Annotated in this window: 24 protein-coding genes; 9 read left to right on the top strand and 15 right to left on the bottom strand. The window is 62.4% G+C overall.

The annotated features are described in order from the left end of the window. Window positions 1–24: 24 nt before the first annotated feature. Window positions 25–486 (bottom strand): hypothetical protein, encoded by a 462-nt coding sequence (locus AB8A38_RS11755; RefSeq protein ID WP_439086113.1) that lies wholly within the window; start codon window positions 484–486, stop codon window positions 25–27. 218 nt (window positions 487–704) lie between these two features. On the opposite strand from AB8A38_RS11755, the gene AB8A38_RS11750 reads away from it, so the two are divergent. From AB8A38_RS11750 to AB8A38_RS11730, 5 genes are all read left to right on the top strand, one after another. Continuing rightward, the gene (locus AB8A38_RS11750) at window positions 705–1,004 is read left to right on the top strand and encodes a hypothetical protein (protein ID WP_089268055.1); all 300 of its coding nucleotides are present in this window, start codon (window positions 705–707) and stop codon (window positions 1,002–1,004) included. A gap of 307 nt (window positions 1,005–1,311) precedes the next feature. Beyond that, window positions 1,312–1,548, top strand: coding sequence for a DUF6719 family protein (locus AB8A38_RS11745; protein WP_315841029.1), 237 nt, complete (start codon window positions 1,312–1,314; stop codon window positions 1,546–1,548). Between the two features lie 332 nt (window positions 1,549–1,880). Beyond that, complete coding sequence (locus AB8A38_RS11740) at window positions 1,881–2,879, top strand: phosphotransferase (protein WP_439086112.1); 999 nt, start codon at window positions 1,881–1,883, stop codon at window positions 2,877–2,879. A gap of 41 nt (window positions 2,880–2,920) precedes the next feature. Then, entirely contained in the window at window positions 2,921–4,264 is a 1,344-nt protein-coding gene (locus AB8A38_RS11735) for an aspartate aminotransferase family protein (protein ID WP_439086111.1), read from the top strand. Window position 4,265: 1 nt separating this feature from the next. After that, window positions 4,266–5,648: a M20 family metallopeptidase gene (locus tag AB8A38_RS11730; protein ID WP_439086110.1), complete on the top strand. Its 1,383-nt coding sequence runs from the start codon at window positions 4,266–4,268 to the stop codon at window positions 5,646–5,648. 153 nt (window positions 5,649–5,801) lie between these two features. Here the strand turns inward: AB8A38_RS11730 and AB8A38_RS11725 are convergent, their stop codons facing one another. Next, complete coding sequence (locus AB8A38_RS11725; protein WP_439086109.1) at window positions 5,802–6,659, bottom strand: VOC family protein; 858 nt, start codon at window positions 6,657–6,659, stop codon at window positions 5,802–5,804. Window positions 6,660–6,782: 123 nt separating this feature from the next. Between AB8A38_RS11725 and AB8A38_RS11720 the strand changes: the two genes are divergently transcribed. After that, window positions 6,783–8,087, top strand: a complete 1,305-nt coding sequence (locus AB8A38_RS11720) for an NAD(P)/FAD-dependent oxidoreductase (protein WP_439088506.1) — start codon at window positions 6,783–6,785, stop codon at window positions 8,085–8,087. 40 nt (window positions 8,088–8,127) lie between these two features. Here AB8A38_RS11720 and AB8A38_RS11715 read toward each other — a convergent pair whose 3' ends face one another. The 6 genes from AB8A38_RS11715 to AB8A38_RS11690 form a co-directional block, all read right to left on the bottom strand. Then, entirely contained in the window at window positions 8,128–9,762 is a 1,635-nt protein-coding gene (locus tag AB8A38_RS11715; RefSeq protein ID WP_439086108.1) for an ABC transporter ATP-binding protein, read from the bottom strand. Beyond that, complete coding sequence (locus AB8A38_RS11710; protein WP_120289215.1) at window positions 9,759–10,589, bottom strand: ABC transporter permease; 831 nt, start codon at window positions 10,587–10,589, stop codon at window positions 9,759–9,761. The genes AB8A38_RS11715 and AB8A38_RS11710 overlap by 4 nt, the downstream gene beginning before the upstream one ends. A 4-nt stretch (window positions 10,590–10,593) precedes the next feature. Continuing rightward, a complete protein-coding gene (locus AB8A38_RS11705; RefSeq protein WP_439086107.1) occupies window positions 10,594–11,571 on the bottom strand; it encodes an ABC transporter permease in 978 nt (325 codons plus the stop codon). Between the two features lie 24 nt (window positions 11,572–11,595). Next, window positions 11,596–13,209 (bottom strand): ABC transporter substrate-binding protein, encoded by a 1,614-nt coding sequence (locus AB8A38_RS11700; RefSeq protein WP_439086106.1) that lies wholly within the window; start codon window positions 13,207–13,209, stop codon window positions 11,596–11,598. A 225-nt stretch (window positions 13,210–13,434) separates the two neighbouring features. Further along, entirely contained in the window at window positions 13,435–15,552 is a 2,118-nt protein-coding gene (locus AB8A38_RS11695) for a catalase (protein WP_439086105.1), read from the bottom strand. Between the two features lie 80 nt (window positions 15,553–15,632). Then, window positions 15,633–16,175, bottom strand: coding sequence for a DUF4142 domain-containing protein (locus AB8A38_RS11690; protein WP_315841037.1), 543 nt, complete (start codon window positions 16,173–16,175; stop codon window positions 15,633–15,635). Between the two features lie 212 nt (window positions 16,176–16,387). On the opposite strand from AB8A38_RS11690, the gene AB8A38_RS11685 reads away from it, so the two are divergent. Beyond that, the gene (locus AB8A38_RS11685; protein WP_439086104.1) at window positions 16,388–17,317 is read left to right on the top strand and encodes an N-carbamoyl-D-amino-acid hydrolase; all 930 of its coding nucleotides are present in this window, start codon (window positions 16,388–16,390) and stop codon (window positions 17,315–17,317) included. A gap of 170 nt (window positions 17,318–17,487) precedes the next feature. Here AB8A38_RS11685 and AB8A38_RS11680 read toward each other — a convergent pair whose 3' ends face one another. Then, complete coding sequence (locus AB8A38_RS11680; RefSeq protein ID WP_315841039.1) at window positions 17,488–18,147, bottom strand: aspartate/glutamate racemase family protein; 660 nt, start codon at window positions 18,145–18,147, stop codon at window positions 17,488–17,490. A gap of 98 nt (window positions 18,148–18,245) precedes the next feature. Between AB8A38_RS11680 and hydA the strand changes: the two genes are divergently transcribed. Together hydA and AB8A38_RS11670 are read left to right on the top strand one after the other, a co-directional pair. Continuing rightward, complete coding sequence (gene hydA, locus AB8A38_RS11675) at window positions 18,246–19,712, top strand: dihydropyrimidinase (RefSeq protein ID WP_439086103.1); 1,467 nt, start codon at window positions 18,246–18,248, stop codon at window positions 19,710–19,712. Continuing rightward, complete coding sequence (locus AB8A38_RS11670) at window positions 19,712–20,833, top strand: DSD1 family PLP-dependent enzyme (protein ID WP_439086102.1); 1,122 nt, start codon at window positions 19,712–19,714, stop codon at window positions 20,831–20,833. The genes hydA and AB8A38_RS11670 overlap by 1 nt, the downstream gene beginning before the upstream one ends. 180 nt (window positions 20,834–21,013) lie before the next feature. Here AB8A38_RS11670 and AB8A38_RS11665 read toward each other — a convergent pair whose 3' ends face one another. The 6 genes from AB8A38_RS11665 to AB8A38_RS11640 form a co-directional block, all read right to left on the bottom strand. Continuing rightward, window positions 21,014–21,721: an ABC transporter ATP-binding protein gene (locus AB8A38_RS11665; protein ID WP_092149372.1), complete on the bottom strand. Its 708-nt coding sequence runs from the start codon at window positions 21,719–21,721 to the stop codon at window positions 21,014–21,016. After that, on the bottom strand, window positions 21,721–22,473 hold the full coding sequence (locus AB8A38_RS11660; protein WP_439086101.1) for an ABC transporter ATP-binding protein: 753 nt from the start codon (window positions 22,471–22,473) through the stop codon (window positions 21,721–21,723). Before AB8A38_RS11660 ends, AB8A38_RS11665 begins: the two co-directional genes overlap by 1 nt. Next, window positions 22,470–23,306, bottom strand: a complete 837-nt coding sequence (locus AB8A38_RS11655; protein ID WP_439086100.1) for a branched-chain amino acid ABC transporter permease — start codon at window positions 23,304–23,306, stop codon at window positions 22,470–22,472. The genes AB8A38_RS11660 and AB8A38_RS11655 overlap by 4 nt, the downstream gene beginning before the upstream one ends. Further along, window positions 23,306–24,184 carry a branched-chain amino acid ABC transporter permease gene (locus AB8A38_RS11650; RefSeq protein ID WP_068738539.1) on the bottom strand — a complete coding sequence of 293 codons (879 nt, stop codon included), beginning with the start codon at window positions 24,182–24,184 and terminating at the stop codon, window positions 23,306–23,308. Before AB8A38_RS11650 ends, AB8A38_RS11655 begins: the two co-directional genes overlap by 1 nt. Window positions 24,185–24,273: 89 nt before the next feature. Beyond that, a complete protein-coding gene (locus AB8A38_RS11645; protein ID WP_170849727.1) occupies window positions 24,274–25,500 on the bottom strand; it encodes an ABC transporter substrate-binding protein in 1,227 nt (408 codons plus the stop codon). A gap of 448 nt (window positions 25,501–25,948) precedes the next feature. Further along, window positions 25,949–26,635: a MarR family winged helix-turn-helix transcriptional regulator gene (locus AB8A38_RS11640; protein ID WP_315841046.1), complete on the bottom strand. Its 687-nt coding sequence runs from the start codon at window positions 26,633–26,635 to the stop codon at window positions 25,949–25,951. Between the last annotated feature and the right edge of the window lie 23 nt (window positions 26,636–26,658).

Genomic DNA, 26,658 nt, shown 5'->3' with positions numbered 1-26,658 from the left:
AGATACGGGGAGGCGCGCAGTGTCTTACTGCGTCGCTTCTTCCGTCGTGCCGGGCGCAGTCGCATGTTCGCTTCGCGGTGTCGTGGAGGCGTCGTTATAGCTTTCAGTCTGGTAGATCGATTCCAGGTCGCTGCCGCCGAGATACCAGCTTCCAAGGAAATATGTGGCGCCGATGATGGCTGCAGCCATCACGAGGCCGCGGCCGACCGAGAAGACGATATCGGCCTTCGTGACTTTATGCGGAGCGATCTTGTCCATGAAGGCGTCCCTATGGGGCATGCCGCTATCCTGCAACGGCGTGGTCCAGTTGGTGCTCAGGAATTCGAGCGCAAGCAACAGCGCAATCAATCCCGGACAGTGTAGCGTTATCGACCTGACATGTCTGCTGAAAATGCCGAGATCGTCGCGTAGCAGAGAACCGATTGAATATGCGAATAATGCGGCGCTCAGACCGCAGATCGCCAGAATCACAATCAGTTTCGGCATCCGCCCCATTTGCGAACATCGCCAATGCGGCTCATTCGTTCAACCGTCACAATTGCAACAATTCAACCCAGAATGTCGGAATACCGAACACAGGCGCGTGAGCACGAGCTTTCTCCCGTGGAACCTGAGGATGACGCGAGAGTGACGATGCGTTGCTGGAGTACCGAGGTTATGATCGCACTATGAGACAAACTACATTTATACTGGCACTTGCCACCGTGATCGCCTCGCCGATCTATGCGAACGAAATCGATCAGATGGCGAACAATCTGGAAACAAGCTGTTCGAACCACTTTCGCAAGCGGCCGAACAAACCTTCGAGCGATTCCAAAAAGTTCTGCAGCTGTTTTGCCGGAACCTTCACATCGACCATCTCGCTGCGGGAACTCGATGCCGCAAATGGGGTGGTAACATCGGAAATTCAGGAACAATTCGAGCGCGCTGCGGAGTTTTGCGGCCGCGACGTGGCGCCGTCCGTCGCGCAGGCGGGTAGGGCATGGATCATGGAATCCAACTGACCCGCGAATCCCGGCGATCATTGTCGGCTGTTACCCTGACTCACTGTCGCCTCATTTGACCGCAAGTCTTTGCTTGCTGGCAAAGTGGGACACATCTTGCGCCGGCATTTGGGGACTGCTCATTGACTGACTCTCGTTTCAAGGCGCAAGTGGCGTCTCGCATGCCTATGCTCCGATTCAAGGAGTCGAAGCTCAGGCAGAAGGTCGGTTCCGCCATCGAGGCGGTTTCGATTGCATGCGCCCATATTCTTGCGATCGCGGCCCTGGTGATAATCGGCGGTCTCGTCATCTATGTGAGATAATCGTCGTGCGTACTATTCTACTTGGACTGTTCCTGACGGCCGTCGCCCAGCCGTGTTTCGCGCAAAAATTTCTCTCCTTCGAACCTCTGATGATGGATCCGTATGCGACCGTGTTCGTCGACAACGGTTCGTGTTCGGCGGGCAAGGTGCTGAAGGTACAAGGTGCGCCGAACAACCAGCGTCGCAAGAAGAGCTGTGTGCCAATCAGCGATGTGCGGCCTGGTGCCGTCAGGGGCAAATAGCCAAGGCCGCCCCCAACGGCGCTTACGCCGTTGTCCGCTGTATCACCGGCCAGCCAGCGCCATAGGCGTTGATCGATGCGGCGTGTATGCCAAGTGGCTTCTGTGGAATCCGTGCCCAAATGGGCAGCAAAGGCAGAAAATACGGGCTTAATTCATCGAAAATGCTCGCATCCGCGTGGACACCCTGACAAGCGGGAACAGCGTTGCTATGGTCGCACGTACCGGTCGCGACGTACCGGGTTCCGAATCGAGATGGATCAGTTCAGGTGACAGTTGAGTCTTCCGCGCGTCCGGGTGCAATGCAGGGCGGACTCGCGGCATCGTATATAAATATGACGGATGCTGAGGCCGTCGACCTCGCCCGCGAGCGGTTTGGCATCGAAGGCCGGCCGACACGCTTTGCCACCGAGAAGGACGATACGTTCAGGATCGCGCCGGCAAGTGGGCCGCGCTTTATCCTGAAGGTTGCGAACCCCATCGAGGATATTCCCGAGATTGATCTGCAGGTGCAGGTTCTCGATCACGTCGCGGCACGCGCGCCCGATCTGCCGGTGCCGCGTGTCATTCCCAACGACAAGGGCGAGCGGCATTTCAATTATCTGGATCGCGCCGGTCAGAACCGGCAGGTGCGGATGATGTCCTATCTCGAAGGCCAGCCTTTGAGTGAGGTGCCGTCCACTGCGTCGGGCAGGGCCGAGATCGGCAAATTGCTGGCGCGGCTCCGCCTCGCACTGGCGGATTTCAGCCATCCGTCGGATTCCCGGGTTGTCGCATGGGACGTGAAGAACCTGCTGACGCTGCGCGATCTGCTCGCGGAAATCACTGAGGTGGGCCAGCGCCGTAAGGTCGAGGCTGCGCTGGAGCGCTTCGCCGCCATCGAAACCCGACTTAAACAATGCCGCACCCAGGTGCTGCATAATGATTTCACCCGCTCCAACGTCGTCGTCGATGCGTCGCTGCCGGGTTTCGTCAGCGGCATCATCGATTTCGGCGATACGGTCCGCACTGCGATTGCCATCGACGCCTCGACGGCGATGCTCAATCAGTTGCCCGTCGCGATGGACGGCGATGTCTTTGCGGACGGCCGCGATCTCCTCAAAGGCTATCTCTCCGTCGCCGATCTGACCGCGGAAGAACTCAGCCTCATTCCGCATCTGATCTTCTCCCGACTGGCGACGCGCCTGCTGCTGTCGAACGCAATGGCCAACCGGGTGCCATCCGTCGCCGCCTATGTCCTGCGCAACAATGAGCAGACCTGGGTGCAGATGGACTGGTTCATCGCCCGCTCGATGGACGAGATCTCCGATCAGTTGATGGACTTCGCCAGATAATCTCCGCCACATCCGACCCTGCTTCCAGAGGAAACAACAACATGACCGCCACCACCAGCGCCCCGCGCGGCAAGATGGTCAACGGCTTCGACCCCGCCACGGCAACCGGCCTCACCGAAGAGAGCCGCAAGCTCGTCGCGCGACGCAGCGATCTGCTCGGCCCGGCCTATCGGTTGTTCTACAGCAACCCCGTCGAGGTCGCGCGCGCCAAGGGCGTGCTGCTCTATGATTCAGAGGGCAACGAATATCTCGACGCCTATAATAACGTGGTCTCGGTCGGCCACTGCCACCCGCGCGTGGTCGATGCGATCACCCAGCAGGCGCAGACCATCTGCACCCACACGCGCTACATCCAGAAAGGCATCCTCGATTACGCCGAAGACCTGCTCGGCACTTTCGAGGGGCCGAAGCGCCATGCGATGTTCACCTGTACCGGCTCGGAAGCTAACGATCTCGCCGTCCGCATGGCCAAGCATCATACCGGCAATCAGGGCATCATCATCACCGAGGAGGCCTATCACGGCAATTCGGAGCTGACCGCGGGCTTCTCGCCGTCGCTCGGGCCATGTTCGCCGCTCGGCACCTTCGTGCGCCGCGTCCCGGCACCGGATTCCTATCGCATCGCGCCGGAGAAGATTGGCGCCTGGATGGCCGAGAAGATTTCCGAGCAGATCGTCGACCTGCAGCGCCGCGGTGCCGGTGTTGCCGCCTTCATCGCGGATTCGATGTTCTCGTCCGACGGCATCTTCTCGCATCCGACCGATGTGCTGAAGCCGGTGCTCGATGTCGTGCACAAGGCCGGCGGCGTGTTCATCGCCGATGAAGTGCAATCCGGCTTCGGCCGCAGCGGCGAGAAGCTGTGGGGCTATCAGCGCCACGGCATCACGCCTGACATCATCACCATGGGCAAGCCGATGGGCAACGGCTATCCGGTTGCTGCTGCCGTGATGCTGCCGGAGATCGTCGAGAAATTCGGCCGCGACAACCGCTACTTCAACACGTTCGGTGGCAACACCGTCGCGATGGCGGCCGCACAGGCCGTGCTGAATGTCATTCGCGACGAGAAGTTGGTCGAGAATTCGCTCCGGGTCGGCAAGATCCTGCGCGACGGCTTCCACGCGCTCGCGAAGAAATATCAGCAGATAGGCGATGTCCGTGGTTCGGGCCTCTATGTGGGCGTTGAACTCGTGAAGGATCGCAGCACCAAGGATCCGGATGCTGCGGCTGCATCGGCCGTGGTCAATGGTCTGCGCGCGCGTCGCGTGCTGATCTCGGCGACAGGCCCTCATGCCAATGTGCTGAAGGTTCGTCCGCCGCTGGTCTTCACCGAAGCGAACGCCGATCGGCTGCTGACCGAGGCTGAAGCCGTGATGGCGTCGCTCTGATATGACACGGGCGGATGCCATCGCGCGGGTCAACGCGCAGTTCACGTCGGGTGATTTTCTCGCCACGCTCGATCGCATGGTGGGCTACAAGACCGAAAGCCAAAGCGACAAGCGCGCCGATGATCTGCGGGCCTATCTCGAACAGGAGCTGACGCCGACTTTCACGGCGCTCGGCTTTACGACTGACATCATCCCGTCGCCATCGGGGCGCGGACCCCATCTGCTCGCGACCTATCATGAGAGCGACGACCTGCCGACCGTGCTGATGTATGGCCATGGCGATGTGGTCCCCGGCATGGAAGGCGAATGGCGCGACGGGCTCGATCCGTGGCGCTGCACGACGGTGGGAGAACGCGTCTATGGCCGCGGCACCGCCGATAATAAAGGGCAGCATGCGATCAACATCGCGGCCCTCCGGGCTGTGCATGAAGCGCGCGGTGGCAAGCTCGGCTTTAATGCCAAGTTCATCATCGAGATGGGTGAGGAGATCGGCTCACCCGATCTGCCGAAAGTCTGCGAGAGCAATCGCGACGCGCTGAAGGCCGATCTGTTTCTCGCCTCCGACGGGCCGCGTCTCTCGGCCGAGCGGCCCACGATTTTCCTTGGCTGCCGTGGCGGCCGCCGCATCCATCTTGATATTGAATTGCGTGACGGCGCGCATCATTCCGGCAACTGGGGCGGGCTGCTCGCCAATCCCGCGACGATTCTCGCTTCAGCGATTGCAACGCTGGTCGACAAAAACGGTCGTATCCTGCTCGATGCATTGAAGCCGCCGCGCATTTCCAATCAGGTGCGCACGGCGCTGGCTGATGTGATCGTCGCGCCATCCGCCGATGAACCGGCACTCTCCCAGAACTGGGGCGAGGACGGTCTGTCGCCGGCGGAACGGCTCTATGCCTGGAACACGCTGGAAGTGCTGGCGATCAATGCCGGCAATATCGGCAATCCCGCCAATGCCATTCCCGGCAAGGCGAGCGCGGTGCTGCAGTTGCGCTTCGTCGTCGGCACCGATATCGAGAATGTCGTGCCGGCCATTCAGAAGCATCTCGCTGAAAACGGCTTCGCTGATATCAAGGTGAGCCAGTCGCAATATTTTTCGGCGTCACGTACCGACATCGACAATCCCTGGGTCGGCTGGGCCGTTGAGTCCGTGCGCAAGACCACGGGCAGCGCGCCGGCGCTGCTGCCGAATTTCGGCGGCTCGCTGCCCAATGACGTGTTCACGGATATTCTGGGGCTTCCCACCGTGTGGGTACCGCATTCCTATCCCGGCTGCTCGCAGCACGCGCCCGATGAGCACATTCTCCTGCCGGTGACGGAAGAAGCGCTGAACATCATGGCCGGGTTGTTCTGGGATCTGGGTGAAGCGCCCGTGCGGGCCTAATCGTTGCTATAGTAACGATGAGCAATGGCGATCGTGCTTTACGCTGTCATGGCCGGGCTTGACCCGGCCATCCATCTTTCGCATCCGTCGTCTTCAAAAAGATGGATCCCCGGGTCAAGCCCGGGGATGACGAGGAGGGGGCAGCGCGCCCTCTCAATCCTTCACAAACGCCAGCAGCACGCCATTGCCCTTGCTCGGCGGCACGACGACGCCGACATCGCTGTGTGCACCCGCTGACCCGACAGCCGTCTCAGCCGCTGCAACATCAGCCACGCCGAACACCAGCGCAATGCCGCCGCGCTCCGGAATGCCCGCGAGCGATGTGCCAGGGAAGTGTTTCGCGAGCACATCCTTGGTGACGAATACGAAGTCCGCGCGATCACCGCCCGACGGCACGATGACAGCGCCATCGGCTTCCGTGCGCGCAGCGCCGTCGATCAGCTTCGCCATATGCTGCGCGTCTTTCTCCGGCTCCGGCGTGACGATGAACACTTTCTTCAGGCGCTTGGCCGTGTTGGCATGCACCTGCAGCTCGGGGATCCAGACGGTCTCGCGGGTCTTGTGCTGGCAGGCGAAGATGCGGAGGCCGCCGGGGGCTTCCTCATAGGGCCACTGATAGGTGGCGAATTTCGCCGCGCTCAGCGTGCCGTCGGGCATCGTCACCGGGCGTTCGAAATCGGTCGGGCCGATCGGCGTGTAGCCGCGCGCGCGGATTTCCTCAGCGCCCACGGCCGCATCGGTGGTGGTGAAGGCGATGCGCTCGATGCCGTCGCCGCGCTTGGCGAGAAACGCCCGCGTCGGCGCATTGTGCTCGGTCTCGTTCAGCACACCCAAGAGCTCCACATAGTCCGGGCCGAGCATCATGGTGTAATTGCCGGAGCCCATCTTGGCGCTGTGGGTGCCGCGCGGCGATACCGTAAAGCCGAGGCTCTTCCAGTTCGCGGCGGCGGCGTCGAGGTCTTTCACGACGACCACGGCGTGGTCGATTCCAGCGATGTTTTTCAGCGTCACGTGCTCACTACCTTGCAATGGATCAGGCGCGTAAACTATGCAGAATGCTACAGCGCCGCAAGAGAACGGTTATGTTCGGTTGCGCGGCGCAATGCATGATTGATGCTGCAGAAAGGCGTGATGATGGATACCGCAAATGTGCCCTGGCCGAAGTCGCTGTGGGCCGGCGTCACGCCTCCGGGTCCGGACTTGCCGGAGCTGAAGGGCACTGTCGAAGCCGATGTGGTCGTCATCGGCGGTGGTTTCACGGGGCTCTCGACGGCGCTGCATCTGCGCGAGGCCGGTGTGGATGTCGCGGTTGTCGAGGCCATGGAGCCGGGCTGGGGCGCGTCCGGGCGCAACAACGGTCAGGTGATCCCGACGCTGTCGCGGCCCGATCCCGAAGACATCATCAAGCGCTATGGCGCGGCCGGCGAGCGTCTCGTCGGTCTGATCCGCGACAGCGCCTCGATCCTGTTCGATCTCACGCGCCGCTATCAGATCCAGGCCGAGGCCGAACAGAATGGCTGGATCCAGCCGGTGCATTCGCCGGGCCGCATCAAGATCGCCGAGCGCCGCGTGCGGCAGTGGTCCAAACATGGCGCGCCGGTGGAGCTGCTGTCGCGCGAGCAGATGCGCACGATGCTCGGCTCAGACGCGTGGTTCGGCGGCTTCTGGAATAAGACCGGTGGCCATATCAATCCGCTGGCGCTGGCGCGCGGCCTTGCGCGCGTGGTGCTGGAGCAGGGCGGCCGCATCTATGCGCGCTCGCCGGTGGAGACTTATGAGCGCAAGGGCGATCGCTGGATCGTCAAGACGAAGAACGGCGAGGTCCGCGCGCGCAGCCTGATCGTCGCCACCAATGCCTATACTGGCGAGTTCTCCAAACAGCTTTCGCCAGACATCGCCAGCGAGGTGATGCCGGTGCTGTCATGGCAGATGGCGACACAGCCGCTGTCCGACGAGGCACGCAAGACCATCATCCCCGGTCGGCAGTCGATGTCCGATACCCATGGCGAACTCTATTTCGCGCGCTACGACGCGCGCAATCGTCTGGTCACCGGCGGCAATGTGGTCGGGCTCGGCGACAAGACGGAGCGGCTGAAAGTCATGGTGGCCGAACGGTTGAAACGGCTATGGCCACAGATCGGCGATGTCCAGTTCGATTATGTCTGGAACGGTTATGTCGGCATGACCACGGACTTCCTGCCGCGCATGCACAGACTCGGGCCCAATGCCTATGGCTGGACCGGCTGCAATGGCCGCGGTGTCGCGCTGTCGGTGGCGCTCGGCGATGAATTCTCGAAGGTGGTGCGCGGTGTGCCGGAAAGCGAATTGGCGCTGCCATTCTCCGAGCCGGTGCCGATCGCAGCGCACGGCCTGATGCGGTTGCTCGCGCCCTTCATGCTGCTGGTCTACCGGCGACGTGATGCGAAGGAGATGGCATAGGCGCCTTTCTAACCTCGCCCCGCTTGCGGGGCGGGGGAAGTCACACCGTCACTGGCTTCCGGCTGCGCGCGAAATCGCCGCCGGGGATCGAGGCCAGCAGCGCCTGTGTATAGGCGTGCTGCGGATTGCCGAACACCTCGCCGGCTAATCCATGCTCGACGACTTCGCCGTCTTTCATGACCGCGACGAGATCGCAGATCTGCGCGGCGACGCGCAGGTCATGGGTGATGAAGACGATCGAGAGCCCAAGCCGCTCGCGCAATTCATGCAGCATCTTCAGCACCTGCGCCTGCACGGACACATCGAGCGCGGAGACGGCCTCATCGGCCACCAGCACGTCCGGCTTCAGCGCGAGCGCACGGGCAAGGCCGATACGCTGGCGCTGGCCGCCGGAGAATTCGTGAGGAAAACGATCGATGGCTGAGGGATCGAGGCCCACCAGCCTGAACAGTTCCTTCGCATTCGCCATCGCTTCAGCGCGCGGTGTGCCGTGAACGATCGGGCCTTGGGCCACGAGATCGCCGGCCTTGCGGCGCGGGTTCAGCGAGGCGAACGGGTCCTGAAACACCATCTGAATGTGCTTGGTCTCGCGGCGCACCTCGTCGCGCGTGAGCTTCGCCCAGTCCTTGCCTTCCAACACGATCGATCCCCCATCGGGATCGATCAGCCTGATGATGCAGCGCGCCAGCGTCGATTTGCCCGAACCTGACTCGCCGACAATGCCCAGCGTCGCACCACGCGGCAGTTTCAGGGAGACGGACTTCACCGCATGGGTCACGCGCACGCCGCGGCCGAGAAAGCCGCCATTGCGATAGGTCTTCGACACGTTGTCGAGCGTCAGGATGATGTCGTCGGACAGTGCGCGCGGCGGTGGCGCCGTCAGCGGTGGCACCGCCGCGATCAGTTGCTGCGTATAGGGATGCTGCGGATTGGTCAGCACATCTTTCACAGCGCCTTGTTCGACCACCTTGCCGTGTTGCATCACCACGACCCTGTCGGCGATCTCGGCGACCACGCCGAAATCGTGGGTGATGAACAGCACCGCGGTATTCCTGCGGGTCTGCAATTCCTTGATCAGCTTCAGGATCTGCGCCTGTGTGGTGACGTCGAGTGCGGTGGTCGGCTCGTCGGCGATCAGGAGACGCGGATCGAGCGCGAGCGCCATGGCGATCATGGCGCGCTGGCGCTGTCCGCCGGAGAGTTCGTGCGGATAGGCACGCGCCGCCTGCGCGGGATCGGGAATGTGCACATCCTGCAGCAGCGCCAGCACGCGCGCCTTAATGTCGGCCTTCGAGAGCTCGGTATGGATCTCGAACATCTCGCCGATCTGGTCGTCGATGGTGCGCAGCGGATTAAGCGCGGTCATCGGCTCCTGGAAGATCATCGCGATACCGGCGCCGCGCACCTTGCGCATCTCGGCATTGCTGGCGCTGGCAAGATCCTTGCCCTCGAACAGCACACGGCCGCCATCGATGGCGACTTCGCCGGGGAGCAGCCGCATGATGGCATTGGCCATGACAGACTTGCCGGAGCCGGACTCGCCAACCACGCAGACGATCTCGTTGGCAGAAATCGCCATCGAGACGCCGTCCAGCGCGTGGGAGCGGTCGGCGCCTTTGGGCAGCTTCACGCTGAGCCCGTCGATGGTGAGGATCGGATTGTCCACGGCGCTCATCGGCTTTTCAGTCTCGGATTGAGCGCGTCATTGAGGCCCTGACCGACCAGCGACACCGCGAGCACCGTGAGCAGAATGGCGATGCCGGGGATCGCGGAGACGTACCACTGCACGCGCAGCACGTCGCGGCCGAGACCAATGAGGTTGCCCCATGATGCCACATTGGGATCGGACAGGCGCAGGAAGGCGAGTGCGCTTTCCAGCAGGATCGATAGCGCCATCACCACGCTGGCATAGACGATGACAGGCGGCAGCGCATTGGGCAGGATCTCGCCGAGGATCAGTTGAATGTCCTTCATGCCGAGCGTGCGTCCGGCCTGCACGAATTCACGGCTGCGCAGCGACATGAATTCCGCGCGCGTCAATCGCGCCGGTGCCGGCCATGACACGATGCCGACGGCGATTGTCACGGTGGTGATGGTGGAGCCGAATACGGCGACCAGCACCAGCAGCAGCACGAAGTTCGGCAGCGTCTGGAACGCTTCGGTGATGCGCATCAGCACCGTATCGACCCAGCCGCCATAGTAGCCGGCAAAGGCGCCGATCAGCACGCCGATGACCACGGCGATGACAGTCGCCACGCCGCCGATCAGCAGCGAGATGCGCGCGCCGTAGAAGATTTGCGCGGCGATATCGCGGCCGGAATTGTCGGTACCTAGCAGGAAGCGCGGATTGGAGAACGGCCAGATCAGCGGCCGGCCAGCCAGCGCCAGCGGATCGCGCGGATAGATCCAGCTCGCGGTGATGGCCATCACGATGACCACCAGCAACAGCAGAAGGCCGACCACGGCGGCCGGGCTGCGGAAATAGCGCTTGATCGCGTCCATCATCTCACGCCTCCGCCTGGATGCGCGGATCGAGCCGCGCATAGAGAAGGTCGACGAGGAAGTTCACCAGGATCACGAGCAGCGCCGAGACGAAGACGATGCCGAGCAGCGTGTTGAGATCGCGCTGCACGACGGATTCGTAGGCGAGACGTCCGAGGCCCGGCAGGGAGAACACGCTCTCCACCACGACCGACCCGCCGAGCATGGTGCCGGCCTGCAGACCGATCAGCGTCACCATCGGCAGCAATGCATTGCGCAGCACATGCTTCGCCACCACGCGGGTCTCGTCGAGTCCCTTGGCGCGCGCGGTGCGCACGAAATCGAGATTGAGCACTTCCAGCATCGAGGCGCGCATGATGCGCAGATAGATCGCGAGGAAGATTAGCCCCAGCGTCAGCGTCGGCAGGATCAGATGCAGCGCGATATCGACGGTGCGGCCAAATCCGGTTTGTACGGCACCGATATCCTCGAAGCCGCCGGCCGGGAGCCACTGCAGATAGATCGAGAACACCACGATGGCCATCAGGCCGAACCAGAACGACGGCGTGGCGTAGAAGACGAGGCCGAGGGTGGAGATCAGTGTGTCCGGCCATTTGTTGACGCCGCGTGCGGCGATGACGCCGAGCAGCAGGCCGAAGAAAAACGCAAAGGACAGCGACGCGGTCATCAAGAGGATCGTCGGCGGCAGCCGTTCGAGGATCACGGTCGCCACCGGCTTGCCATAGATCGAGGAGAAGCCGAGATCGAGGCGGATCAGCCGCCACAGATAGTTGCCGAGCTGCATCGGGATTGAGAGATCGAGCCCGTAGAACTTGCGCAGCTCGCGGGCGGTCGCGGCATCGCCGCCGCCCATCTGCGCCATCATGGCATCGACGGTGTCTCCCGGTGCGAATTGCAGCAGCAGGAACACGCCGATCAGGATCAGGAATAGTGTGGGTATCGAGGCGGCGAGCCGCCGCCCCGCAAGGCTCAGGATGCGCATCTGGCTATTGTGGCGAAGTTTGGCTCAGGCGGAAAGCCAAAGATCGTGCCAGCTCGACGATCCCCAGCGCGGCGTGTTGGAATGGTTACGCGCCTTTGCGGTGATCACCGTGACGAATATCTGTTCGATCGGCATCCACACCGGCAGTTCGGTGTTGGCTTCCTTGACGAAGGTCGCATAGAGCGCCTTGCGCTTGACCGGGTCGATTTCGGTGGCCGCGTCGTCGATGACCTTGTCGATGGCGTCGTTCTTCCAGTCCCACTGGTTGGTCCAGGGTGCGCCCTTCGGCTGGCCGGAGCGGTACCAGACCGTGGTCGAGACCGCCGGATCGTTGCGATACTGGTGCCAGCCGGTTGAGAGGTCGAAGGCGTGATCGTCATAGACCTGCTTCAGGAAGCCGCCGCCATCGTTGCGGACGATCTCGACGGGAATGCCGACTTCGCCGAGCGACTGCTGGATGAAGGTCGCCCACAGCGAGATGTCCTCGCCCCATGGGGCGGGCAGCAGGCGCAGCGAGAAGCGGGTGCCGCCGGCGCCTGGCTTGAAGCCGGCCTCGTCGAGCAGCGCGATCGCCTTCTTCTTGTCGTAGGGATATTGCGGCGTGTCCGGACCCGGATAGAAGTCGGTGGAGACCGAGGGGATCGGGCCGGTGCCGAGCTTGGCGAAGTCGCCGAGGAAATTCTCGATGAAGAACGGCACATTGATCGCATGCGCGATGGCGCGGCGAACGCGGATATCCGCAAGCTCCTTGCGGCGGAAATTGAACTCGATGGTGTTGGTGCGCGCGTTGCCTTCATTGCCCTTGGTAGAGACGATGAAGCGCTTGTCCTTGCTGAGCCGTGCCGTGTCCGAAATCGTGAGACCCGTGAACGGGCTGTACTGGATGTCGCCGGCTTCCATCTGGGCGGCGGCCGCGGCGCGATCGGTCACGACCTTCCAGACGATGCGATCGAGATAGGGGGCGTTCGGGCGCCAGTAGTTCTCGTTACGCTCGGCGATGATGTATTGGCCGCGCTCGTATTTGACGAACTTGAAGGGGCCGGTGCCGACGGGGGCGAGGTTGGTGGGGTTCTGGCGGATGTCGCTGCTGCCCTCATAGAGGTGCTTGGCGGAGATGTAGCCCAGGTCCGGCAGCGCGCGCAGCAGCAGGCCGAGCGGCATCGGCCGCTCATATTTGAAGATCGCGGTCTGCGCGTCGGGCGTTTCGACAGCGGTGAGGAACAGCTGCAGGGTCGATCCATAATTGAGGATCTTCTTCCACATGTTCATGGCGGTGAATTGGACGTCGGCCGAGGTGAACGGCTTGCCGTCGTGCCAGGTCACGCCCTTGCGCAACTTGAAGGTGATCGTCTTGCCGTCCGGTGTGGATTCCCAGCTCTCCGCGAGCACACCGACCGGCTGGCCATTGCCGTCGAGATCGACCAGTGCTTCCTGTATCTTGCCGCCGATGATGTAGACGCCGGTGGATGCTTGAATGCTGGGGTTGAGCTGACGCTGTTCTGCACCGTAATGGACATTGAACACGCCGCCCTTGCGGGGCGTTTCCTGCGCGAAGGCGCGTAGCGGGTTCGCGACATTGGCGGCAATGGCGGCTGATGTCAGCAGCGCCGTGCGGCGGGTCATTTCCAGGCGGGTCATGGTGTCGAAGTCTCCTGCGTCGTGCCTGCGCAGATGGAACCAGCGCATAGCCCGCGCAACCTAGGGCATAACCGGCGGCCAAGTCATTCCCTAATGCTACGGCGCCTCAGAGAATTCTTGCAAGACATAGCAATGGCGCAGCATAAATGCCGCGCCATTGCTTCGACCTGAAAGCTTTGCTCAAAAGTTATGCCAGCCCGCACACGGGGCGGGCAACCGCACGCTTCAGCGCATCTTGACGCTCGGTTCGCGGCTCCAGAGCCGCAGCTTGGCCAGCTTGTCCATGAAGCCCGCCACGTCGTCGGCGCTGCCCAGCGCAACCACGCCTTCATCGAGGTCGTCCGAGATTCCCACCCTCGCAAACAACCGCTCGGCTGCCTCGGAATGTCCGATAAACTTGCAGTGGGCAAAGGCGTCGGTGACGAAGTCGCGGGCCGTCGACTCCTGCAGGAGGTCGTCGATGCCGGCCTCCGCCGGGAGCAAGGCGACTGCGTCATAAAGAACAGAAGGGCCACCATCGATCATCTGGTCGGCAGCGATGAAGCTGCCATCGCTGGCTTCAACGCCGGTCACCTTCGGCGCAATGATCTCGCATGTCGCGCCGGCCTCCGTCACCGCGCCTTGCAGCGCGGCGAGGAGCTTGGCATCGACCCCGTCGGTGACGAGGATGCCGAGCTTGCGGCCCTCGAAACGCTGCGGGCCTTTCAGGACGATGCTGAGTGACGGCGACTCCGCCAGATCCTGCCGCGTTGGCATCGCTGCATCGGCGGGCTTCGGCATTGTCGGAAGACCCAGCATGGTGCCGACCTTGTTGGCCAAGCCTTCGTCGATGTTCAGGAGATGCGAGACCATGCGCTCGCGGATCACCGGCGTCTTCACTTTGCTCAATTCGAAAGTCAGGGCCGCGGCAATATGGTGCTGTTCGCCCCTAGTCTGGCTGATGAAGAACTGCCGTGCCTGGCTGTAGTGATCCGCAAAGCTTTCCGCGCGCAGCCGGCGCTTCGCGCCTTGCTCTATGTCAGCAAACGTCTTGAAGCCTTTGGCGGTTGACTCGCGTGGGCCTACGCCGAACGAATTTGGCTGGTAGTTGACGCGACCGACCGGGTTGTGCATCGCCATGTGCCCGTCCTGCTGGAAATGTCCGAACGGACATTTCGGAGCATTGATCGGGATATGGGTGAAGTTCGGGCTTCCCAGCCGCTTCAGCTGTGTATCCAGATAGGAGAAATTGCGGCCTTGCAGCAGCGGGTCATTGGTGAAGTCGATGCCGGGCGGAACATTCTGCGTCATGAACGCGACCTGTTCGGTTTCGGCAAAGAAATTATCCGGCATACGGTCCAGCACAAGACGGCCGATGGCAATCGGTGGCACGAGTTCTTCCGGAATGAGCTTGGTCGGATCGAGAACATCGAAATCGAACTGGTCGGCGAATTCGCTGTTGAACAGCTGCACCTGCAACTCCCATTCCGGGTAATTTCCGGACTGGATCGCGCTCCACAGGTCGCGGCGATGAAAATCCGGATCGGCACCGTTGATCTTGACGGCCTCGTTCCACAGCACCGATTGCAGACCCAGCTTCGGCTTCCAGTGGAATTTGACGAAGGTCGATTCGTCCTTGGCGTTCACGAAGCGGAACGTATGGACGCCGAACCCCTCCATGAAACGGAAAGAGCGGGGAATGGTGCGGTCCGACATCTGCCACATGACCATGTGCATGCTTTCGGGCGTCAGCGAAATGAAATCCCAGAAGTTATCATGCGCCGACTGCGCCTGCGGGAAAGCACTGTCGGGCTCTTCCTTCACGGCATGGACCAGATCGGGAAACTTGATGGCATCCTGGATGAAGAACACCGGGATGTTGTTACCGACCAGGTCCCAGTTGCCCTCTTGGGTATAGATTTTAACGGCAAAGCCGCGCACGTCGCGTGCGAGGTCGAACGACCCTTTGCTGCCCGCGACCGTCGAGAACCGAACGAAGGCCGGGGTTCGCTCGCCTGCGCGCTGAAACAGATCGGCGCGCGTATGCTTGGCCAGTGAACCGTAATTTTCGAAGAAGCCATGCGCCGCGTAACCGCGTGCATGGACCACGCGTTCGGGAATCCGTTCGTGATCGAAATGGAAGATCTTCTCGCGAAAGTGAAAATCCTCGAGCAATGTCGGTCCGCGCGATCCGGCCTTGAGTGAGTTTTGATCGTCGAAGACCGGGCCGCCCTGGGCCGTCGTCAGCAAGGCGTCGTCCGGTCCGGCGATCTGATGGAGTTCGCCGCCTTCACCGCGAACGAGTGTCTGATCGTGAATCGTTGCATTGGTGGTGCCGCTCTTGGGCGTCGATGATTTGGCCATGGGATGTCTCGCAGAAGTTTCCGGGAAAAGGGGCGGCGATTGTATTGACGGGCCTCAGGGAGTTCGGCGTTGGGCAGGCGTCACTTGCCGAGGTTCTGTGCCATTTCCAAATGATGCTTCAGCGCCGGCAGTGTCTTTCCGGCCCAGTCCTTCAATTCGGCGTTGTCGCCGCTTTTGGCGTAGCGTTCGAACAGATCAACCGCGTCCTTGTGGGCGTCGACCTGGACCGAATTGAAGTTCTTGCTGAAGTCAGCGCCGCTTTGTTCCTTCAACTTGTCGAGCTTGCTCTGATGCGCGCTGTCGAGCGCTGCCGGAAGTTCGGCCTTCACCTTGCCGCTGCCGACCATCGCCTTCAGCTCGGTGCTGGTCTTGGTGTGATCTTTCACCATCATGGCTGCAAAGGATTTCTCGGCGGCATTTCCCTTGCTTTCTGCCAGTGTGTTGGACTGGATCTCGAACATGTCGCTGATCGCGACCTGCTTGACGAAATCAGGGGTGCTCGGGCTGACACCGAGAACGGAATTGACTCCCGTCTTTTCGCCGACGGACTGCGCGTAAACGGCTGGGGCGAGGGCGGAGGACACGAGCAACAGGCTCGCGGCAATAAGGGTGCTGCGTTTCATGATTCTTCCAATGTTTGGACGAGGGCATCGGGTGTCAGCACAACCGGATCAATCGTGTTGTGTTCCGGGCCAAATGAGTCATGGGTGCGAAGGCCCGGATCAGGCTTGGCTGGGCCGCCCCGGTCCCATCTGTGCGGAAGGGCCTCGTGTTGGCTCGATCATTGCTTTCGGTTCTGGTACAAACCGAACGCAACCCGAACCCGGATAATTTTATGCGTAAGCTCACCGTCGCCGCCGCCCAATTGGGCCCGATCCAGAAAGCCGAAAGCCGCGAGGCTGTGGTCAAGCGCATGCTGGTGCTGCTGGACGAAGCCAGGGGGAAGGGCGCCGACCTCGTCGTCTATCCCGAGTTGGCGCTGACGACATTTTTTCCGCGCTGGTACATGACTGACCAGAAGGAGGTCGATACCTGGTTCGAGTCCGAAATGCCGAACGCTGCGACCCAGCCGCTGTTCGATGCCGCCGCCAAGGCTGGTATCGCGCTGTCCATCGGTTACGCCGAGCTGACGCCCGACGGCCATCACTTCAACACCCAGATCCTCACCGACAAGACCGGCAAGATCGTCGGTAAATATCGCAAGGTGCATCTGCCCGGCCATGTGGAATTCGATACCGAGCGTGCCTTCCAGCATCTGGAAAAGCGCTATTTCGAACCGGGCGATCTCGGCTTTCCCGTCTTCCGCGCTTTGGGCGGCATCTTCGGCATGATGGTGTGCAACGATCGACGCTGGCCGGAATCCTACCGCGTGATGGGCCTGCAGGGCGTCGAGATGATTGTGCTCGGCTACAACACACCATCGGTGAATTCGCAGAAGTCGGTCGAGGGTCCGGAGCAGCGCCTGTTCCACAATCGCCTGTCGGTGCAGGCCGGCGCCTATCAGAACTCGACCTTCGTTGTCGCTGTCGCCAAGGCCGGCGACGAAGACGGTCATCCCCTGATCGGCGGTTCACTGATCGTCGATCCCAATGGCGTTATTCTCGCCGAAGCCAAGACCGAAGGCGATGAGCTGCTGGTTTGCGCCATCGATCTCGACGACACCAAGTTCGGCAAGGACACCATCTTCGACTTCAAGCGCCATCGGCGCATCGAGCATTATGGCCGGATCACCAGCCAGACCGGCGTGGTTCTGCCGCCGGAGTAAGTGACGTACGCGCTTGCTTACCCACTCCTTGCAGCTGCTCGTCTAAACTCCGTCATGCCCGGCGTATGCCGGGTATCCACGTCTTGGCTCCAAGCGAAGACGTGGATGGCCGGGACAAGCCCGGCCATGACGGCTGAGAGGGCTTTGCGCGCGGTCGGGACGCGCAAATTCTACTGAAACATCACCGTGCCGATCGCCATACTCACGGCGGCCTGGGTCGGATCGATCACCGGAATGCCCAGCGCATCCTCGAGCGCGCTGCGATGACGCGACATGCCGGCGCAGCCCATGACGACGGCATTGGCGCCGTCCTCGTCCTTCAACTGGCGGCCGACCTTGATCATGCGCGCCAGCGTGTCGTCGCCGGAAGCCGCTTCCGCCACGGTCATGTTGAGCGGTCGTTCGCCGGCGAAGCGATCCATCAGGCACATCTGGCGGAGATAACGCATGTGCCGGCCGATCGAGCCCTGCGCCACCGCGATGACGCCAAAGCGGTCGCCGCGTGACAGCGCAGTCAGCACGCCGGATTCGGCGATGCCGAATACCGGCCGCTCCGTCGCCTCACGGCACACATGCAGGCCGGGATCTGAATAGCAGGCAATGACGAAGGCATCGGCGGAATTGTCGGCGGCCACCAGCCGGCTCAGCGGTATCGTGACGCTTTCGAGATCGGCCTGCGTCTGCACGCCCAATGGTCCTTCCGCCAGCGTGATGCATTCAATCTCGGGCCCGGCCTCGAACATCACCGGTTGCAGTGCTTCGGCGAGGTTGCGCGTCACCTGCGGATTGCTGTTCGGATTGACCACCAGAATCTTCTTGCGGCGCTGCATATTCGGCTCCTTGTCAGGACAGCAGTATTACCGGAAAGTGCCGACCGTCAAAGCCTGTAAAATGTTCGCATAGCCGATCTAATCCTGGAGTTCTGCCCTTGTCCGATCCCGTCTACGACCTCGTAATCCGCGGTGGCACCGTCGCCACATCGAGCGATGTGTTTGCCGCCGATGTCGGTATTACCGGTGAGACCATTGTGGCGCTGGGCAGCGGACTTGCAGCGGGCCGTAAAGAGATCGATGCAACAGGCAGGCTGGTGCTGCCCGGTGGGGTCGATGCCCACGCCCATATCGAACAGCTCTCCGCTGCCGGCATCATGAATGCGGACACCTTCGAGAGCGCGACGCGGTCCGCGGCCTTCGGTGGCACCACCAGCGTGATCTCCTTTGCGGCCCAGCATGTAGGCATGGATGTGCAGGAAGTCGTCAGCGATTATACGGCGCTCGCAAAGAAGGGCGCGATGATCGACTATGCCTTTCACATCATCGTCTCTGACGTCACCGACAAGGTCATCGCCGAGGATATTCCGGCACTGGTGAGTCAAGGCCATTCCTCGATCAAGATTTTCATGACCTATGACCGGCTCAAGGTCGACGACGAGAAGCTGCTGGATATCCTCGCCGCCGCGCGCGAGGCGAAGGCGCTGGTCTGCGTCCATGCAGAGAACCACGGTGTCATCGCCTGGATGGTGAAGCGGCTGATCGACAAGGGCTACACCGCGCCGAAATATCACGCCGTCAGCCACGCGCGCGTGTCGGAATCCGAAGCTTTCACGCGGCTGATCGCGTTCAGCGAATTGCTCGATCAGCCGGTGATGATCTTCCACGTCTCGACGCGCGAAGGCGCCGCGGTGATTCGCGAGGCGCGGGGCCGCGGCGTCAAGATTTTCGCCGAGACCTGCCCGCAATATCTGTTTCTCACCGCTGATGATCTCGACAAGCCGGGCGCCGAGGGCGCGAAGTGGATGTGCAGCCCGCCGGCGCGCACCACGGACGATCAGGATGCGCTGTGGCAGGCGCTGTCGCTCGGCGATCTGCAACTGATCTCGTCGGATCACGCGCCCTATCGCTATGACGAGACCGGCAAGCTGCGCGCCGGGCCGAACCCGACATTCAAGCAGGTCGCCAACGGTCTGCCTGGTCTCGAAGTGCGCCTGCCGCTGCTGTTCGACGCGATGGTGTCGAAAGGGCGCCTCGGCCTGTCGAAATTCGTCGAGCTCACATCCACCGCCCCGGCGCAGATCTACAATCTGCCGAAGAAGGGTTCGATCGCCATTGGCAACGATGCCGACATCGCGATCTGGGATCCCGGCCGCAAGGTGACGCTGACGGACGAGATGATGCACGATCTCACCGGCTTCTCGCCGTTCTCCGGCCGCACGGTCACCGGCTGGCCCGAGAAGGTGCTGCTGCGCGGCCGCGTGCTGGTCGATGGCGACAGGTTCACCAGCAAGCCGGGCGAGGGACGCCTGATGCAGCGCGAGGGCGGCAAGGCCGCGACGCCGTCAGGCAGGCTCGCTGCCGAGATGGACCCCGCGAAGAACTTCGGCGCGAAGCTGCTGTGATGCCAAACATGCTCGATCCCAATCTGCCGGCCTTCGCCGATATTCAGACGCCTGCGCTGGTGCTGGATGCGTCGGCGCTTCAGCGCAACATCACGGCCATGGCGGAGTTTGCCAAAGCGAATGGCGTTGCGCTTCGCCCGCATGCCAAGACCCACAAGTCGACGCGCATCGCACAGTTGCAGATCGAAGCCGGAGCGGTGGGTATCTCCTGCGCGACGGTCGCCGAGATCGAAGCCTTTGCGCAGGCTGGCATCACAGGTCTGCTGCTCACCTCGCCGGTCGCAGACCGGCCGAAGCTCGCGCGTCTGGCCGCTGTCGCGGATCACAGCGACATCAGCATCGTCGTCGATCATGCCGACCAGATTCACGTGCTGCACGAATTGCTCGATGCCGGCAGCCGTCCGCTGCAGGTGCTGATCGATATCGATGTCGGCCAGCGCCGCACCGGTGTTGTTGACACAGCATCGACACTCGCGCTGGCGCAATTGATTGAAGCCACGCCGGGCATGACATTCGGCGGCATTCAGGGCTTTGCCGGTCACGTCCAGCACATGATCGACTCGCAGGAGCGCAGGGCAGGCGCTGCGCGCGTGCGCGCCATGCTCGACGAGCATCTGCACGTGTTGGTGGAAGCCGGCATCAAGGCGGAGATCGTCACCGGCAGTGGCACGGGAGCTTGCGCCTATGATGCAACGGGCACTTTCACCGAGTTGCAGGTCGGCTCCTATGTCTTCATGGATTCCGACTACGGCAAGCTGGAGCACGAGGGCGGTGCGCTGCCTTACGATCCAAGTCTGTTCATTCTCGCGACGGTCACGTCGGTCAATCGCGCCGGCGAATTCACCGTCGATGCCGGCGTCAAGGCGATGGCATTCAATGGCCCGGTGCCGTCACTGATGATCGGCGCCCCGGAAGGTTCGACCTATCGTTTTGGCGGCGACGAGCACGGCATGATCACCATGCCCATGCCGGCGGGCAGCGCCGCGCCGAAGCTCGGCAGCCGCGTGTTGCTGCTGACTACGCATTGCGATCCCACGGTGAATTTGCACGCGGGCTATCAGGTTGTCGGACACAACAATGGCGTCGAGACTTGGCCGGTGCTGGCGCGGTATGGGGCGTAGCGCCCCAGACGCGTCATCACCCCACACTCGTCATTCCGGGGCGGCTCGGCGCCGCAGGCGACGTGCCGAACCCGGAATCCCGGAGTGTTTGGCTCTTCGGAGTTTCACCGATCTCAAGATTCCGGGTTCGTGTCCGGCAAGGCCGGTCACGCCCCGGAATGACGAGTGTGGCGCAGGGATCTAATGCGTCCCGCCCAGAAACGCCTCCGACAATGTCGGATCGTTGATCAGCGCTTCCGCCGAACCTGACGTCACCACGCGTCCGGTCTCCAGCAGATAGGCCCGGTCCACGATCTTCAGCGTCTGCCGGGCCTTCTGCTCCACCAGCAATACCGTCAGGCCTTCATCGCGGAATTGCGCGATCATGCTGAACAGGCTCGCCGTCATCAGCGGGGCCAGGCCGAGCGACGGCTCGTCGAGCAGCAGCAGCTTCGGCTTCGACAGCAGCGCACGCCCGATGGCCAGCATCTGCTGTTCGCCGCCGGAGAGCAGACTGGCGAGACCGTCGCGGCGCTTGCCGAGAATCGGGAAGCGCTCCAGCATCTTGTCCACATCGGCCATCGCGGCAGACTTGTCGCTGCGGGTGTAGATGCCCATCAGCAGATTCTCATGCACCGTCATGCGCGCAAGAATGCCGCGGCCTTCCGGCACCAGCGCGATGCCGCGGCGCAGATTCTTCTCGGCGGTTCCCGGCGTCAGTCTCTCGCCTTCGAAGGCGATCTCGCCCTGGAACGGCAGCAGTCCCGCAATGGACCGCGCAATCGTGCTCTTGCCGGCGCCATTGGCGCCGAGCAGCGCAACGATCTCGCCTTTCCTGATCTCCAGATCGACGCCGCGCACCGCGGTGATGGCGCCGTAGCGGACTTCCAGGCCCTTGATCGTGAGCATCAGTCGTCCTTTCCGAGATAGGCGTCGAGGACGACCGGGTTGGCGCGCACGTCCTCGGGCCTGCCTTCGGCGATCAGCACGCCGAAATCGAGGACATAGAGATAATCGCAGAGCCGCATCACGAAATTCATGTCGTGTTCGATCAGGAGAATGGTGAGGCCGGTGTCGCGCAGCCGGATCATCAGCGAGCGGATTTCCTCGGCCTCGTCATGGTTCATACCGGCGACGGGCTCATCGAGCAGCAGCAGCTTCGGCCTGGCGGTGACGGCGCGCGCCATCTCCACCTTGCGCTGGATGCCGTAGGGCAGCGACTTGGCCGGGCGGTCGCGCAGTTCGGTGAGGCCGAAGAACTCCATCACTTCCTCGGCGCGCTCCTGCGCCGCCGGATTGGCCCAGGAGATCGGCAGCAGACGTCGCCACGCGCTCTCGCTGTGCGGCTGCGCCACCAGTAGATGTTCCCAAACCGTCATGCTGCCGAACAGCCGGATGTTCTGGAAGGTGCGGGCAATGCCCTCGCGCACGATACGATAGGACGGCCACTGCGTGACGTCGACGCCCTTGAGTTTGACTTCGCCGGCATCGGCGCGATAGGCGCCGGTGATGGTGTTGAACAAGGTCGTCTTGCCGGCCCCGTTCGGACCGATTACGCCGACGATCTTGCCTTCCGGCACTTCGCAAACCATGCCGGACAGCGCATGGATGCCGCCGAACGTCTTGGTGACGCCGGTGAGTTGAAGCAGCGCGTCGCTCATGCCGCAGCCCTCCGGAAGGTGATTGTACGGATCAGCGAACGATCGAGAATGCCCTGACGCCGTACCAGCAGCACGACGATCAGCAGCGTGCCGAAGGCGGCGAGGCGCCAGTCGGCGATCGGGCGCAGGAATTCAGGCAGGAACACCAGCAGCAACGAGCCGACCAGCGAGCCCGGTCCGACGGTGGAGCCGCCGAGGATCACGGCCAGCACGAATTCGATCGAGCGGTCGAAGCCGAAATTCGCCGGCTCGATATAGACGTTGTGATGCGCGAACAATCCGCCGGAGATCGCGGCCACCGCGGCGCCGACACCGAAGGCGCCGATCTTCGTCACCGTGGTGTTGAGGCCGATCAGGCCCGCGGCCGTCTCGTCGTCATGGACCGCCTGCATTTCCAGCCAGACGCGCGAACGCTCCAGCAACATCACCGCGATGAGGATGCCGCCGGCCCACAGCCAGACATAGCCGACGGAGATGTGCTGCATGCCGCGATAGCCGCCGGAGCCGCCCATCGCGTCGAAATTGAGGAAGAAGCTGCGCACCATTTCGCCGAAGCCGACGGTGGCCATGGCGAGATAGATGCCCTTCAGCCGCAGCGCGGGGAAGGCAACGATCGCGCCGATGATGCCGGCGGCGATCGCCGAGATCACCAGGGCCAGCGTCAGCGGCACGTTCAGCGCGACGGTGAGATACGACGACAGATACGCGCCGATTCCCATGAAGGCGCCATTGCCGAGCGAGAGCTGGCCGGTGGCGAGGATGATATAGACGCTGAGCGCGCCGAGCAGGAGAATGCCGGACTCGGCGAGCAGGCTTGCGTAATAGGTCGACATCAGACGCGCTGCCCCTGATCGGATCGCGCGCCGCCAAGCAGGCCCTGCGGACGCAGCAACAAAATCAAAATCATGAAGCCGTAGACGACGAAGTCGCGGACCTGCGAGCCGCCATAAGCGACGGTCAGCACTTCGGCGATGCCGATCAAGGGACCCGCGACCAGCGCGCCCCAGATCTGGCGGGTGCCGCCGATCACCATCACGGCGATCGCCTTGAGGCCGATCTCGACGCCGAGATAGGGCGTGATGGTGCCGTAATGCAGCGCGATCAGCACGCCGGCGACGCCGGCGAGCGAGCCCGACAGGATGAAGGCCAGCATGGTCAGGCGGTCAGCGGAGACTCCCAGGATTCGTGCGACTTCGCGATTCTCGGCGACGGCGCGCAGCGCGCGGCCCATCGGGGTCTTCTGCACGATATAGGCAACCAGCGCGACCAGCACGACGGTGGCGACGAGCACGATCAGTTGCATCTCGCCGATATTGACCGGGCCGAGCGCATATTGCTTGCCGAAATATTCGTCGGGGAGCTGGGCTGGATCCGAGCCCCAGATGTTGGTGGCGACATTCTGCAGGATGATCGAGAAACCCAGCGTTGACAGCATCGGCGTCACCAGCGGCGCGTCGCGCAACGGCTGGTAGCCGATCTTCTCGATGGCGATGGCGATCACGGCTGCGCCGAGCATGCCGCCGAGTACGGCGACCGGAAGCGGGAAGCCTGCGGTAATCAGCGTGAAGCCGAGATAGCCGCCGATCATGAAGAGTTCGGCAATCGCGAGATTGAGAATGCCGAGAATGCCCATCACGAGCGAGAACGACAGCGCCAGAAGCGTATAGACCGCTCCGAGCGTCAGTCCGTTGACGAGTTGCTGTATCAGCATGGGAATCGCAATCGTTAAATCAGGTGGTCGTCATCATGACTGCGGCCGGGAGGACTTCCCGGCCGCAGCGGCGTGGATAATGTGAGAGATCAGCAGGCTGGGTGGCCGGGCGCCGAGCTGCAGCCCTTGACCTTGGTGTCCCAGGCGCCGTTCTGACCCTGCAGCACGTAGAAGGCCTTGATCGCGTCGCCGTCGTCATTGAAGCCGATCGGGCCGCCGAGACCGGCGAAACCTTCGAGCTTGGCGAGGTGATCGCGGATCTTGGTGCGGTCGGCTTCGAGATCGGCCGGCTTGCCGGTGACGCCAGTCTTCTTGATCGCGTCGATATACATCGAGACGATCTCGTAGATGTTGGCGTCATACATCGAGGGCTCGATGTCCTTCGGCAGGCCGGATTCCTTGCGCAGCAGCGGCGTCAGGGTTGCCGTGAACTTCTCCGGTGCCGGGCCTGTCATGGTGGCGTAGAAGGTTGCCGGCGCGATCACCGGGATTTCCGGCGCAGCCTTGAGAATAGCCGAAGAGATCAACTGGGTGGCGCCGACGACCGGCTTGATCAGACCCTGGCGCTTCATTTCGCGCAGCACGGTGATGGCCTGGCTGTAATCGGCGCTGACAACGACGCCGTCGGGATTCAGGGCCTTCAGCTTGGTGACCTGTGCGGAGACGTCGAGGTCGCCGGTGTTGAACGACAGCAGATCGTTCTCGTTGGCGACGATGATGTCATTGGCCTTCAGCACAGCCGGCATGATCACTTTGCCCACGGTGGAAGCCGTGGCGTCCTTGGCGTCGAAGATCACGGCGACGGTCTTGATATTGAAGGCCTTCTTGTAGAAAGGCACGGTGGTCTTGGCGAGCACGCCTTCGTCGATGGTGTTACGGAACGCCCACGGACGGTTGAGCTTCGCCACGCCCGGCTTCGAGGAGGCCTGCGAGGTGGAGACCACCTTCATTTCATTGGCCACCGGGAAGGTCACTTCGGCGGCGCTCGAGGTCAGCGGACCGGCCACGGCGAGAACCTTTTCGTCGCCGGCCAGCTTGCGCAGCGAGCTTGCGGCCTGGGCCGGCTTGGCGGCGTCGTCGAGAATGGTGATCTTCAGCTTGGCGCCATTGATGCCGCCGGCATCGTTGGTCTGCTGTTCCAGCATCTTCAGCGTCACGGTGTTGCTGCGGCCCCACTCGGCGAACGGACCGGAGCTTGGCACCACCGCACCGATGGCGATTTCCTGCGCCCATGCCTGACCGCCAACCATGGCGGAGAGCGTGACGGCGGCAACTGTGCCCAATACGCGCGGCAAATTCGATTTGATCCGTGACATCGACGATCGTCCTCTTCTGCTGATGCTTTTGCTGCGGTGATCCGCAGCATAATCCAGATAAAGATTTCTATGCACGCCATGTGCCATCGCCAGCTGTGACAGCGGAATGACAGCGTTGGTCGGATCGTCCAATAAATTTCAGGCTTTGACAATCGTCATTCTGAGTATCTTTATAAAATAGTTCTCTTAAGAAGCTATTTTATGCGGCAGTGCAGCCCGGAAATGCAGCAATCTGTGGCGGGCGGGATTGCGCGCAACTGCCTGTTTCACGGGTGTTTGAATGTTGCGGGCAAGCCGAGGCTGACTCCCGTGTCGCCGGTGGCCGGGCAGGGACTGCGCGCACGGGCGCCGTTTTGTCGCAGCAATGGCGACCCGGGCTGTGGCTATCCCGGGGCCTTGGCCGGGCGCAACAGCCGGTCCTGACGCGTGTACAGATTCTAGCCCGGATTCAGCCCTTGCGCGGCTTGCCGCGCTTGGCGACGGCGATTGAATGCGCCTCGGGCGAGAGCTGCTTCACATTGGTGTCGGCCAGATAACGCTGCAGCGCAATGGCGCGGTCGCTGGAATCGACGAGCCGCTGCACCATGTCCAGCAACTGGTGGAATTCCCGGGTGCCGAGGCAACCGAACTGGACATCGTTGACCTGGGCCTGGGTGGGGGCGAGGCGTTCCAGCAATTCGGCGCCATGCGGTGTCACCACGAGGCTGATACGGCGGCGGTCGCCGGTGTGCGAGGTCTTGGTGATCAGCCCTTTGGTTTCGAGCTTGTTGGTCACGGTGGTGACGAAGGCTCCACTCAGATGCAGGTGATCGGCGACGGCGCGCACGTGGACGTCGCCTTGCGCCGACAGGTGCCGGATCGAAATCAGGGTCGTGTATTCAATGCCGGCGAGGCCGATGACGGCGGCATGGCCTTCACGCAATGTCTGGTGGCGGACCAGGAAGCCGAACAGGCTGTGAACGAGGCGGCGGAACTGGGCATCCGAACCGTCCACCAGTAGCTCCGGACGGGACACCGTGAGTGCAGCGCGGGAGGCCGGCCGGCCCGTGGCAGGCTTCTTGCTGATCTCCTTGCCAACGGACTTGCCGATCACTGATTTGCCGATCGAAGTGGAGCGCGCTGCGGATTTGGCCACGTGATGATCCCATGTATCAAAAC

This window comes from Tardiphaga sp. 839_C3_N1_4 (genome assembly GCF_051811045.1).
Classification (GTDB): Bacteria; Pseudomonadota; Alphaproteobacteria; order Rhizobiales; family Xanthobacteraceae; genus Tardiphaga.
Note: the sequence above shows the minus strand (reverse complement) of the source record. Positions and strands in the feature narration are given on the sequence as shown.

Bases quoted from the DNA above. Each gene is read 5' to 3' on its own strand.
- AB8A38_RS11755 (WP_439086113.1), bottom strand. From the start codon at position 486: ATGCCGAAACTGATTGTGATTCTGGCGATCTGCGGTCTGAGCGCCGCA.
- AB8A38_RS11740 (WP_439086112.1), top strand. From the start codon at position 1,881: ATGACGGATGCTGAGGCCGTCGACCTCGCCCGCGAGCGGTTTGGCATC.
- AB8A38_RS11735 (WP_439086111.1), top strand. From the start codon at position 2,921: ATGACCGCCACCACCAGCGCCCCGCGCGGCAAGATGGTCAACGGCTTC.
- AB8A38_RS11730 (WP_439086110.1), top strand. From the start codon at position 4,266: ATGACACGGGCGGATGCCATCGCGCGGGTCAACGCGCAGTTCACGTCG.
- AB8A38_RS11720 (WP_439088506.1), top strand. From the start codon at position 6,783: ATGGATACCGCAAATGTGCCCTGGCCGAAGTCGCTGTGGGCCGGCGTC.
- AB8A38_RS11715 (WP_439086108.1), bottom strand. From the start codon at position 9,762: ATGAGCGCCGTGGACAATCCGATCCTCACCATCGACGGGCTCAGCGTG.
- AB8A38_RS11710 (WP_120289215.1), bottom strand. From the start codon at position 10,589: ATGGACGCGATCAAGCGCTATTTCCGCAGCCCGGCCGCCGTGGTCGGC.
- AB8A38_RS11705 (WP_439086107.1), bottom strand. From the start codon at position 11,571: ATGCGCATCCTGAGCCTTGCGGGGCGGCGGCTCGCCGCCTCGATACCC.
- AB8A38_RS11700 (WP_439086106.1), bottom strand. From the start codon at position 13,209: ATGACCCGCCTGGAAATGACCCGCCGCACGGCGCTGCTGACATCAGCC.
- AB8A38_RS11695 (WP_439086105.1), bottom strand. From the start codon at position 15,552: ATGGCCAAATCATCGACGCCCAAGAGCGGCACCACCAATGCAACGATT.
- AB8A38_RS11690 (WP_315841037.1), bottom strand. From the start codon at position 16,175: ATGAAACGCAGCACCCTTATTGCCGCGAGCCTGTTGCTCGTGTCCTCC.
- AB8A38_RS11685 (WP_439086104.1), top strand. From the start codon at position 16,388: ATGCGTAAGCTCACCGTCGCCGCCGCCCAATTGGGCCCGATCCAGAAA.
- AB8A38_RS11680 (WP_315841039.1), bottom strand. From the start codon at position 18,147: ATGCAGCGCCGCAAGAAGATTCTGGTGGTCAATCCGAACAGCAATCCG.
- AB8A38_RS11670 (WP_439086102.1), top strand. From the start codon at position 19,712: ATGCCAAACATGCTCGATCCCAATCTGCCGGCCTTCGCCGATATTCAG.
- AB8A38_RS11665 (WP_092149372.1), bottom strand. From the start codon at position 21,721: ATGCTCACGATCAAGGGCCTGGAAGTCCGCTACGGCGCCATCACCGCG.
- AB8A38_RS11660 (WP_439086101.1), bottom strand. From the start codon at position 22,473: ATGAGCGACGCGCTGCTTCAACTCACCGGCGTCACCAAGACGTTCGGC.
- AB8A38_RS11655 (WP_439086100.1), bottom strand. From the start codon at position 23,306: ATGTCGACCTATTACGCAAGCCTGCTCGCCGAGTCCGGCATTCTCCTG.
- AB8A38_RS11650 (WP_068738539.1), bottom strand. From the start codon at position 24,184: ATGCTGATACAGCAACTCGTCAACGGACTGACGCTCGGAGCGGTCTAT.
- AB8A38_RS11645 (WP_170849727.1), bottom strand. From the start codon at position 25,500: ATGTCACGGATCAAATCGAATTTGCCGCGCGTATTGGGCACAGTTGCC.